Source organism: Actinomadura sp. NPDC048021, assembly GCF_040653135.1.
Lineage (GTDB): Bacteria > Actinomycetota > Actinomycetes > Streptosporangiales > Streptosporangiaceae > Spirillospora > Spirillospora verrucosospora.
Window position 1 is genome coordinate 23,330 of sequence record NZ_JBEZJQ010000028.1, and the last position, 11,051, is coordinate 34,380.

An 11,051-nucleotide genomic window follows, 5' to 3' on the forward strand; every position below is an offset into this window, starting at 1 on the left:
TATCCGAACTGCCAGGCTGAGTACGACGCTGCGAGCGTTCCAAGGACCGCGGGCGGCCAAGCGCCCGTGCGCCGAACGACACGGCCGAGGAGGAGCATGACCAGCCTGAGGGGTGCCGGAAGGGGTCTCCGCTTGAACGTCGCGGGTCTCGCGGCGGTGGCGCTGGCCGCGTCGCTCGGCCTGTCGGCCTGCGGCGGGGACGACGCCAAGGCGAGCGACGGTACGTTCACCGTGGGCCACTCCGAGCCGGACCACCTGATGCCCGCCAACACGACCGGCAGCTACGCCTTCGACGTGATCACCGAGCTGTTCGACAACCTGATGGACCTGACCCGGGACGGTAAGGCCGTCCCGCTGGCGGCCGAGTCGGTCACCTCCGCCGACCAGAAGGTCTGGACGATCAAGGTCAGGGCGGGCCAGAAGTTCCACAACGGCGAGCCGGTGACGGCGCAGAGCTTCGCCGACGCGTGGAACCACGCCGCCTACGGGCCGAACGCGATGGGCGCCAACGACTACTTCTCGTACATCAAGGGGTACGCGGACCTGAACCCCGAGGACGAGAACGCGAAGCCGAAGGCCGACAAGCTCTCCGGCATCGAGGTCGTCGACCAGAACACGCTCAAGGTCACGCTGAACGACCCGTTCAGCCAGTTCCCCCTGCTGCTGACCTACCCGGCGTACGCGCCGATGCCGAAGGCCGGACTCAAGGACCCCAAGGCGTTCGACGACCACCCGGTCGGCAACGGCCCGTACATGATGGACGGGAACTGGGAGCGCAACAAGCAGGTCAAGCTCGTCGCGTTCCCCGGCTACACCGGGACGCGCAAGCCGAAGAACAAGGGCGTGACCTGGAAGAGCTACTCCAGCGCGGACACCGCCTACACCGACCTGCGGGCGGGCCGGATCGACGTGCTGCAGACCATCCCGTCGGCCAAGGTCCCCGAGGCCAAGCGGCTCCTCGGCGACCGGTTCCTGGCCCGGAAGATGAGCACCACCGACTACCTCGGCCTCCCGGTGTTCGACAAGCGGTTCGCCAACCCCGACCTGCGCAAGGCCATCTCGATGGCCATCGACCGCCAGGGCGTCAACAAGGCGGTCTTCAACGGCAGCTACTTCCCGGCCGACTCGCTGATCCCGTCGATCATTCCCGGGCACCGCGCCAACGCCTGCGGCGAGCTGTGCACCTATGACCCGGCCAAGGCCCGGCAGCTGTTCGACAAGGCCGGCGGATTCTCCGGGACGCTGGAGCTGTACTTCTCCAACGCGCAGCCGACCTACGCCCAGTGGATGCGGATCGTCGCCAACTCCCTGCGCGACAACCTCGGTATCAAGGACATCCAGTTCCGGCAGGTCCCCGCGTCCGACTACTTCTCCCTGCTGAGCGACCGCAAGGAGAAGGGCCCCTACCGGCAGAACTGGGAGGCCGACTACCCGAGCCCGCAGAACTACCTGGAGAACATGTGGGGCTCGGCGGGCAACCGCATGGGCTGGAAGAGCACGGAGTTCGACGACCTCATCGCCAAGGCCAACAAGGCGCCGGACCCGCAGCAGGCCAACGCGCTCTACAACCAGGCCGAGGACGTCGCCATCCGCGAGATGCCGATGATCCCGCTGTGGACGTGGGCGGGCGAGGGCGGCCGCTCCAAGCGGGTGGACAACGTCACGATCACCCCGTTCTCGACGGGTCTGATCGCCACCGAAGTGACGGTGAAGTAGCCGACGATGTGGCGCTACGTCCTCCGGCGGCTCCTGCAGGCGATCCCCGTCTTCATCGGCACCACGCTGCTCATCTACGCGATGGTGTTCGCGCTGCCGGGAGATCCGATCCAGGCGCTCGCCGGGGACAAGCCGGTCCCGGAGAACGTCCTGGAGGTCCTCCGGGACCGCTACAACCTGAACGACCCGCTGCTGGTGCAGTACGCGAAGTACATGTGGGGTCTCGTCCAGGGCGACCTGGGCGAGAACTACACCGGCCAGAGCGTGTCGGAGATGCTCAGCGGGCGCTGGGCGGTGACGGCGCAGCTCGCCCTCACCGCCTGGGTCTTCGAGCTGGTCGTCGGGATCCTGCTCGGCATCTGGGCTGGGCTGCGCCGCGGCCGGTTCGCCGACACCCTCGTCCTCAGCGGGACCACGCTGGTGATCGCGGTGCCGGTGTTCGTGCTCGGCTACGTCGCGCAGCTCCTGTTCGGGCTGCACTGGCAGATCTTCCCCACGGCGGGGACGGACGACGGCTGGCCGATGTCCTACCTGCTGCCCGGGATGGTGCTCGGCTCCCTCGGCCTGTCGTACGTGGCGCGGCTGACCCGCACGAGCCTGTCGGAGAACCTGCGGGCCGACTACGTGCGGACGGCGAACGCCAAGGGGCTGTCGCGGGCGCGGGTGGTCGGCCGGCACGCCCTGCGCAACTCGCTGATCCCGGTGGTGACCTATCTCGGCGTCGACTTCGGGAACATGATGGCCGGCGCGGTCGTGACCGAGGGCATCTTCAACCTGCCGGGCATCGGCGGGCAGGTGTTCGAGTCGATCCAGCTGAAGGAGGGGCCCGTCGTGGTCGGCGCGGTCACCCTGCTGGTGCTGATCTTCCTGCTGGTCAACCTGGTCGTGGACCTGCTGTACGGGGTGCTCGACCCGCGGATCAGGTACGAGTGAGGGGCGCATGACCATCAAGCAGCCGGACGCGGGGCCGCCGGGCGCGGAGCCGGCGCCCGGTCCTGGGGCCCCGGGGACGAGCGCCGCCGCGGTCGCCGTCGCCGGCGGGGCCATCGGCCGGGCCTCGCTGTGGGACGACGCGTGGCACGAGCTGCGGCGCCGCTGGCTCTTCTGGGGATCGGCGGCGGTCCTCGCGCTCGTGACGGTCATGGCCGTGGCGCCGCGGCTGTTCACCTCCACGGGCGTCAACGAGGGCTGCGACGCCAACGACGCCAAGCTCGGGCCGTCCGGCGACCACTGGTTCGGCACCGACCTCGCGGGCTGCGACTACTACGCGCACGTCGTGCACGGGGCCCGCCCGACGCTGCTGATCGGCGTCGCCGTCACCGTCTTCGCGCTGCTGATCGCGCTGCTGTTCGGGCTGCTCGCCGGGTACTACGGCGGCATCGTCGACGCGCTGATCGCCCGGCTGACCGACGTCTTCTTCGGGCTGCCGTTCGTGCTCGGCGCCACCGTGATCCTGGTGGCGTTCCCCTCGCACGGCGTGTGGGCGATGACGCTGGTGCTGGTCCTGCTCGGCTGGACGACGATGATCCGCATCATGCGGGGGCAGGTCATCTCCGTCCGCGACGCCGACTACGTGCAGGCGGCGCGGCTGCTCGGCGCGTCCGACCGGCGGATCATGCTCCGGCACATCCTGCCGAACGCGATCGCCCCGGTGATCGTGGTGGCCACCCTCAACGTGGGGCACGTGATCGTCGGCGAGGCGACGCTGGACTTCCTCGGCGTCGGCCTGCAGTACCCCGAGGTCTCCTGGGGCCTCCAGCTCAACCAGGCGAAGGACTCCTTCGTCGACCACCCGCACCTGCTGATCTTCCCCGCGCTGTTCCTGTCGGCGACGGTGCTGAGCTTCCTGATGCTCGGCGACGCCGTCCGCGACGCCCTCGACCCCAAGCTGCGGTGAGCCGAGACATGACCACGGACCTGAAGGACGACCCGGTTCCCGCCCCGGAGCCGGTGGCGCCGCTCCTGAGCGTCGAGGACCTGCACGTCCGGTTCCGCGTGCGGGACCAGGACGTGCACGCGGTGAACGGGCTGTCGTACACCCTCGCCGAGGGGGAGACGCTCGCGATCCTCGGCGAGTCGGGATCGGGCAAGAGCGTCGCGGCGCAGGCCGTGATGGGCATCCTGGACGTCCCGCCCGCCCGCGTCGAGCGCGGCTCGGTCCGGCTGCGCGGCGAGGAGCTGCTCGGGCTGCCCGAGCGGCGGCGCCGCGCCTACCGCGGCGACCGCATCTCGATGATCTTCCAGGACGCGCTGACCGCGCTGAACCCGGTCTTCACGGTCGGCGACCAGCTCCGCGAGATGTTCCGGGTGCACCGGGGGCTCGGCCGCCGGGAGTCCACGGCCAAGGCCGTGGAGCTGATGGAGCGGGTGCGGATCCCCTCGGCCGCCAGGCGGCTCGGCGACTACCCGCACCAGTTCTCCGGCGGCATGCGGCAGCGCATCATGATCGCGATGGCGCTGGCGCTGGAGCCGGACGTGCTGATCGCCGACGAGCCGACCACCGCGCTCGACGTCACCGTGCAGGCGCAGATCATGCGGCTGCTGGCCGGGCTGCAGGACGAGCTGCGCATGGGCATGGTGCTGATCACCCACGACCTCGGCGTCGTCGCCGGCGTCGCCGACCGGATCGTCGTCATGTACGCGGGGTCGGTCGCCGAGCAGGCGCCCGCCCGGGAGCTGTACGCGCGGCCCGCCCACCCCTACACGAGGGGCCTGCTGGCCTCGGTGCCGCGGCTCGACCGGCGCGGCGGCCCGCTCGTCCCGATCAAGGGGGCGCCGCCGAACCCGGCCGCGCTCCCGCCGGGCTGCCCGTTCCAGCCGCGCTGCCCCCGCGCCGAGGCGCTCTGCGCGGCGGAGCGGCCGCCGCTCGTCACCGTCGCCCCCGGGCACGAGGCCGCCTGCCACTTCGCCGAGGAGGTGCACCGTGCCGGAGCCGAGTGAGGACCCGATCCTGCGGGTCGAGGGACTCGTCAAGCACTACCCCGTGACCCGTGGCGTCGTGGTCAAGCGCGCGGTCGGCCAGATCAAGGCCGTGGACGGGGTCGACCTGGAGCTGCGGCGCGGCGAGACCCTCGGCGTCGTCGGCGAGTCCGGATGCGGGAAGTCGACGCTGGCCAAACTGCTGCTCGCCGCCGAGCGCCCCACCGCGGGGACGGTCCGCTTCGACGGCCGCGACATCTTCGCGCTGCCGAAGGCGGAGCTGCGGGCGCTGCGCCGCCGCGTGCAGATGGTCATGCAGGACCCCTACTCCTCGCTGAACCCGCGGATGACGGTCGGCGACATCGTGGGGGAGCCGTTCGCCGTCCATCCGGAGGCCGCGCCGAAGGGCGAGCGGCGCGGGCGCGTGCAGGAGCTGCTGGAGCTCGTCGGCCTCGACCCCGGGCACGTCAGCCGCTACCCGCACCAGTTCTCCGGCGGGCAGCGCCAGCGCGTCGGCATCGCCCGCGCCCTGGCGCTGCGGCCCGACGTCATCGTGTGCGACGAGCCGGTGTCGGCGCTGGACGTGTCCGTCCAGGCCCAGGTGATGAACCTGCTCGCCGAGCTGCAGCGCGAGCTCGGGCTGGCGTACGTGTTCATCGCGCACGACCTGGCCGCCGTCCGCCACATCTCCGACCGGATCGCCGTGATGTACCTGGGCAAGGTCGTCGAGACCGGCGACGAGGCCCAGATCTACGAGCACCCCACCCACCCGTACACGCAGGCGCTGCTGTCGGCCGTCCCGGTGCCCGACCCGGACGCGCCCGGCTGGACGGAGCAGATCCGGCTGGAGGGCGAGCCGCCGTCGCCGCTGGACCCGCCGTCCGGCTGCCGGTTCCGCACCCGCTGCTGGAAGGCGCGCGACATCTGCGCGGAGCAGGTGCCGGCCCTGGAGGAGCGGGACGGCTCCGCCCACCCCAGCGCCTGCCACTTCGCGGCGGAGACCGCCCTGACCGACCTGACGGAGCAGACCTGAGGTGTGGCGGGCCGCGCGGGCCGCGGTCCGTAGGGTGGGGGCATGGCACGCAAGGGCAGGCACGCCCCCCGTCCGCGAACCTACGAGATCGCCGGCGGGGAGGCGGAGCTGCTGCGCGACGCCGACCGCGACGGCGGCTGGATGCTGCTCGTCGACGGCGTCCCCCAGTCGTACGTGGACCTGTCCGACCCCACCTACCTCGACTTCGAGTACATGCGCCTGATGGGCGACGTGGTCGACGCGCTCGGCCTCTCCGGGGAGGCGTTCGACGCGGTCCACGTCGGCGGCGCCGGGTGCACGCTGCCCCGCTACATCGCCGCGACCCGGCCGGGCTCTCGGCAGGTGGTGCTGGAACCGGACGCGGAGCTGGTGCAGGTCGTCCGGGAGCAGCTGCCGGTCAAGGGCGTCCCCGGCCTGCGGATCCGGATCACCGACGGGCGCTCGGGGATCGCGGCCCTGGCCGACGAGGCCGACGACCTGGTCGTGATGGACGCCTTCGCCGGGGCGTCGATGCCGCCGGAACTCGCGACCCGCGAGTTCGTCCTGGACGCCGCGCGCGTGCTGCGCCCCGGGGGCGTCTACCTGGCCAACGTCGCCGACGGTTTCCGGCTGCCGTTCGCCCGCCGGGTGACCGCGACGGTCCGGTCGGTGTTCCGGCACGCGCTGCTGATGGGCGACCCGGGCGTGCTGCGGGGCCGCCGCTTCGGGAACCTGATCGTGGCCGCGTCCCGGGAGCCGCTGCCCGTGGCGGAGCTGACGCGCCGCGCCGCGGGCGGCGTCGCGCGCGCCCGCCTGCTGGAGGGCGGCGACCTCGCGGCGTTCTGCGCGGGCGCGGCGCCGCTGCTCGACGGCGAGGAGATCGTCGCGCCCGTCCCGCCGCCGCAGGTCTTCGGGAAGTCCTGACCGCGGGACCCGTCTGCCGCGCGGACCCCGATCGGGGAACCGGGCCCGCCGCACGGCCCCGCGCGGAAGCGGACCCGGTATCAGTTCCCGCCCGAGACCCATGCGCTTCGGTAAGGGACGGACTCCCCGCGCGTATCGGCCTCATCGAGCCCCGCCATGTCCCATAATCGAGCGATGGAGTCGTCCACCCGAATTCTCATTCTCGGCATGGATTCGTCGGGGATAATTCTCCAGTTCGACCGCAACGCCGCTGCGGTTCTGTGCCCGAATGGGGACGCCCTCCTGGGTTCCCGGCTGGACGAGGTCATTCCCGGCGCGCGCAGGCCGCTGCTGGAGGCGCTGAGGGCCGGGCGGGAGCGCACGGCCATGCTCGCCGTGGAGTCCCCGGTCGGCGGCATGCTCGACGCCGTCGTCACCGTCCACCCGATGAGCGGCGGCGCGCCCGAGATCGCGGCGCTGGCCGTGGTGAAGGTGCCGGTGCCGCTCGCGGACCGGTTCGTCGACCCGGCCGTCATCCGCCGCGCCCTGCTGGACGACGCGCTCCCGCGGATCGGCTCCACGCTCGACCTCGAATTGCTGGCGCGCGGACTCATGGACGTGCTCGTCCCGCACTTCTGCAATTCCGGCGCGCTGCTGCTGCTGGAGAGCCATATCGACGCCGACGAGGGGCCGCAGGGCCCCGACGGCCCGCAGCTGCGCCGGATGGCGATCGGGTTCGACGACCAGGACCCGGTCTGGGACGCGACGTTCCCGACCGGGGAGTCCCTCGCCTACCCGGAGGGGACGCCGCACGCGCTGTGCCTGGCGTCCGGCGAGCCGGTGCTGCGCGTGCTCGGCGGGGAGGGCGCGGCGAGCCTCGCCTCCTCCTGGCGCCGCCCGCCTGTCGCCGAACTGCTCAAGGGCGCGTCGATGCTGCTTCTGCCGATCACTTCGGCGGCGGGCGTGCTCGGCTTCTTCGTCTGCACGCGCAACGTCGCGCACCGGCCCTTCGACGCCTACGACGTCGAGATCGGGATGGAGTTCGCCACCCGGGCGGCCATCTTCGTCGAGAGCGCCCGGCAGTACTCGCGGGAGCGGGCGACCGCGCTGACCCTGCAGCGCAGCCTCCTGCCGACCGGGCTGTCGGCGCCGTCGCCGGTGGAGGTGCACCACCGGTACCTGCCGGGCAGCCGGCTGATCGAGGTCGGCGGCGACTGGTACGAGTCGATCGCGCTGCCGGGCGCGCGGGTCGCGCTGGTGGTGGGGGACGTGGCCGGGCACGGCGTGAAGGCCGCCGTCACCATGGGGCGGCTCCGCACCGCGATCCACACCCTCGCCGGGCTGGAGCTGCCGCCCGCCGAGGCGCTGGAGCGGCTCGACTCCCTGATGCGGACGCTCGGCGAGCGCGAACCCCACTTCGCCACCTGCGCCTACGTCGTGTACGACGCGGTCAGCGGCCAGTGCGAGGTGGCCAGCGCCGGGCACCTGCCGCCGCTGCTGGTCCCGCCCGGCAGGGCCTCGGAGTACCTGCCGGTCCCGCCCGCGCCGCCGCTCGGCGTGGGCGGCGAGGGGCCCATCGTCAGCCGCGAGTTCACCGTCGAGGACGGGACGCTGCTGTTCCTGTACACCGACGGCCTGGTGGAGAACCGGGCGCGCGACATCGACGACGGCCTGGCCCGGCTGCGCGCCACGTTCGGGCCGGGCGCCGCCGCCCGCCCTCTGGAGGACCTGTGCCAGGCGGCCCTCGACGGCGTCTACGACGACCAGCACCGCGACGACATCGCCATGCTGGTGGCGCGTTTGGCGCGGATCCCGGCCGACCGGCACGCCTCCTGGGAGCTGCCCGCCGAGCCGGCCGCCGTGCGCCGGGCGCGCGGCCTCATCCGCGACCGGCTCGCTCGCTGGGGCCTGGAGGACATGGCCTACACCACCACCCTGCTGGCCTCGGAGCTGGTCACCAACGCGATCCGGCACGCGGGCGGCCGCATCGGGCTGCGGCTGGTGCGGGAGGGCGGGCTGGTCTGCGAGGTGTTCGACTCCTCCGACGGGCACCCCCGGATCCGCCACCACGACGAGGACGACGAGGCGAGCGAGTCGGGCCGGGGCCTGCACGTGGTGGGGCGGCTGGCGCAGCGCTGGGGCGTGCGCCGCACCCGGGACGGCAAGGTGGTGTGGTGCGAGCAGCCGCTTCCCTGAAGGGCGGCTAGCGCAGCACCGAGATGTGGACGTGGTCGTAGTGGTTCTGGGTGATGCTCCCCCGGTCCTCCATCGGCCGCCATCCGCCGCCGCGCACGTTCCAAATGTGCTGCCTCCAGATGACGTAGGAGATGCCGAGCCGCCGCGCGTTCGCGACGGCGTACCGGGCGACCTCGTCGCCGTGCCGCTGGGCGCCGGCGGTCGGCGGCCGGCCGCCGGTGCTCTCCATGAAGTCGCAGGCGCGGCCGTCGCCGTGGTCCTGCGGATCGCCGGTGGAGCGGTGGCAGCCGATCACGGGGAAGGGGCCGAACATCCCGGCGATCTCCAGCAGGACGGTCCGCATCGTGGGCGTCATCGCGTTGCCGGTGATGGGGGAGCGGCCGCCGGACGCCCCATCGGGCCGCCCGGTCACCCGCGGGGGGCTCTTGGGCCGCGTGCGGCCGGTGCTCTTCGGCGCGGCCAGCGTCGCCACCTTCGTGCCGCGCGGGAGCACCTTCTTCAGGCGTTTCACCAGCGCCGCGGTGTCGGCCTTCGGTGCGCTGATGACGAGGCCGTTCCCGTCCGGCAGTCCCAGCGCGCGGGCCTGGTCGCGGGACACCACGGCGCCGACGTCGCCGATGCCCATCGAGGCGTAGGCGCCGACGCGGACCCGCGCCGGGGCGGTGCTGCGGCCCGCCGGGACCACCGCGCCGAGGGGCAGCGCCCCGTCGCGGCTCTGCTCGAACGACACCGCCAGGCCGCCGGACGCGACGGTCTGCCACAGCTGGTCGGATCCGGCGGTGGGCTCGGGCGCGAACGCGCGGAAGACCGACGGGTCGACGCCGAGCAGGCCCATGCGGCGGTCGCCGACCATGGCCCGCGCGGCGTCCACGACCGCGACCCCGGCGACGCCGTCGAGCCGCTTCGCCCGCTCGACGGCCTGGGGCGGCAGCGTGGCCGTCCCGGCGACCAGCAGGTGCGGCGTGTAGCGGCGGGTCAGCGGCGCGACGGCCGGCGTCCGCGGCGCTTCGGTGACCGACACCAGGTTCCCGGGCCGGCGGGGCCCGCCGCCCGTCCGGTCCCGCGCGAGCACGGTGACGTCGGCCGCGAGGGTGAGCGCGATCCCGGCCGCGATGACCGCGGAGAGCGCCCTGCCACTGCGTCGCATCCGTTCCCGCCCCCGTCTCCGTCGCCGGTCAGTCCCACCAGAACGACCAGTTGGTCTTGCCGCGGATCTCCTCGGCGTACCCGGCGAGGGTGCCGGGCCCCTGGAAGAGGATGTCGGGGCAGAACGCCCAGTGCTCGGCCGCGACGTGCACGGCGTGCCGGGTGCTCACGGGAGGCGCGGCCACGCTGAGCTCCAGGGTGTTGAAGCCGAGCGCGACGACGCGGGCGCCGAAGCGGTCCTCCCAGCTTCGCAGGACGGCCGAGAGCGGCGCCGTCCACTCGTTGTGGTTCAGCGCGCCCTGCCAGCCGACGGCGGCGAGCGCGTCGGCGCCGCGGTCCACCGCGACCAGGCCGAGCGACATGCCGCGTGAGGCCAGGGCGCGGGCGTGCCGGTCGGCCATGGCGTCCGGGTCGTCGAGCGGCACGCCGGCGGGCGCCGGGCCGGGGCACTGCCGCCCGTAGGGGGCGAGGTCGTCGTGGTCGTCGTCGGCGGCCTGCTCGGCCCAGTCCGCCCACACCTCGTACATGAACGCGTGGGGGTGGTAGTTGCCGACCTCGGCGACCGGCTCGGGGGCGATCTGGCCGGCCGCCCACGGCTGGTCGGACTCGTCCATGAGCAGCGGCCACAGGCCCGAGCGGGCGTGCTCGGCGCGGAACCGGGCCCACAGGTCGCCGCCGGCGGGCTCGTCGCTCAGCCAGAACGCGGGCCGCAGGAGGAGCTGCCGTTGCGGGTACCCGGGATCGGGCCAGACCAGGTCCCCGTCGGGCAGCGGAACCGACAGCGTCCGGGCGGGCGCGCCGTCCCCGGCGCCGCCGTCGAACAGCTGCGGCAGGTCGCCCGGCAGGTGCCGGACCTCCACATCATCCATTTCACGCCGTTCCGGTACAGAGCATGCCAGTGGCGATCGTAACGGCGGTGGGGGCCGCCCGGGGGACGAGCCGTGCGGTTCGGTCGTCCGGCCGGGCGGCCCGGTCGGGCTCAGGGCTCGCGGCGGCCGCGGAGCAGCAGGTCGATCAGGACGGCCGCGGCGGCGAGGCCGGTGACGGCGCTGACGGCGATCTGGATCAGGCCGTCTCCGAGGACCGCGTTCGACAGGACGTTCACCCCGATGAGGATGCAGATCAGGGTCCAGCGGGTGGAGTTGCTCATGGCGGTGCC

At 73.1% G+C, this 11,051-nt stretch carries 10 protein-coding genes; 7 read left to right on the plus strand and 3 right to left on the minus strand.

Features of this window, described 5'->3' with window-relative positions:
• The first annotated feature begins 132 nt into the window (after positions 1–132).
• From AB0C87_RS34515 to AB0C87_RS34545, 7 genes are all read left to right on the plus strand, one after another.
• The gene (locus AB0C87_RS34515) at positions 133–1,716 is read left to right on the plus strand and encodes an ABC transporter substrate-binding protein (protein WP_360581333.1); all 1,584 of its coding nucleotides are present in this window, start codon (positions 133–135) and stop codon (positions 1,714–1,716) included.
• A gap of 6 nt (positions 1,717–1,722) precedes the next feature.
• On the plus strand, positions 1,723–2,649 hold the full coding sequence (locus AB0C87_RS34520; RefSeq protein WP_345179157.1) for an ABC transporter permease: 927 nt from the start codon (positions 1,723–1,725) through the stop codon (positions 2,647–2,649).
• Positions 2,650–2,656: 7 nt separating this feature from the next.
• Positions 2,657–3,613 carry an ABC transporter permease subunit gene (locus AB0C87_RS34525; protein ID WP_353835255.1) on the plus strand — a complete coding sequence of 319 codons (957 nt, stop codon included), beginning with the start codon at positions 2,657–2,659 and terminating at the stop codon, positions 3,611–3,613.
• Between the two features lie 8 nt (positions 3,614–3,621).
• Positions 3,622–4,656 carry an ABC transporter ATP-binding protein gene (locus AB0C87_RS34530; protein WP_345179154.1) on the plus strand — a complete coding sequence of 345 codons (1,035 nt, stop codon included), beginning with the start codon at positions 3,622–3,624 and terminating at the stop codon, positions 4,654–4,656.
• Entirely contained in the window at positions 4,640–5,668 is a 1,029-nt protein-coding gene (locus AB0C87_RS34535; RefSeq protein ID WP_360581334.1) for a dipeptide ABC transporter ATP-binding protein, read from the plus strand. The genes AB0C87_RS34530 and AB0C87_RS34535 overlap by 17 nt, the downstream gene beginning before the upstream one ends.
• A gap of 42 nt (positions 5,669–5,710) precedes the next feature.
• Complete coding sequence (locus AB0C87_RS34540) at positions 5,711–6,571, plus strand: fused MFS/spermidine synthase (protein ID WP_360581335.1); 861 nt, start codon at positions 5,711–5,713, stop codon at positions 6,569–6,571.
• 174 nt (positions 6,572–6,745) lie between these two features.
• Positions 6,746–8,746 carry an ATP-binding SpoIIE family protein phosphatase gene (locus tag AB0C87_RS34545; protein ID WP_360581336.1) on the plus strand — a complete coding sequence of 667 codons (2,001 nt, stop codon included), beginning with the start codon at positions 6,746–6,748 and terminating at the stop codon, positions 8,744–8,746.
• A gap of 7 nt (positions 8,747–8,753) precedes the next feature.
• Here AB0C87_RS34545 and AB0C87_RS34550 read toward each other — a convergent pair whose 3' ends face one another.
• The 3 genes from AB0C87_RS34550 to AB0C87_RS34560 form a co-directional block, all read right to left on the minus strand.
• The gene (locus AB0C87_RS34550) at positions 8,754–9,893 is read right to left on the minus strand and encodes a hypothetical protein (protein WP_360581337.1); all 1,140 of its coding nucleotides are present in this window, start codon (positions 9,891–9,893) and stop codon (positions 8,754–8,756) included.
• Between the two features lie 28 nt (positions 9,894–9,921).
• Positions 9,922–10,761 (minus strand): DUF4253 domain-containing protein, encoded by an 840-nt coding sequence (locus AB0C87_RS34555; RefSeq protein ID WP_345179142.1) that lies wholly within the window; start codon positions 10,759–10,761, stop codon positions 9,922–9,924.
• A gap of 110 nt (positions 10,762–10,871) precedes the next feature.
• A complete protein-coding gene (locus tag AB0C87_RS34560) occupies positions 10,872–11,042 on the minus strand; it encodes a hypothetical protein (RefSeq protein ID WP_345179141.1) in 171 nt (56 codons plus the stop codon).
• Positions 11,043–11,051: the final 9 nt, after the last annotated feature.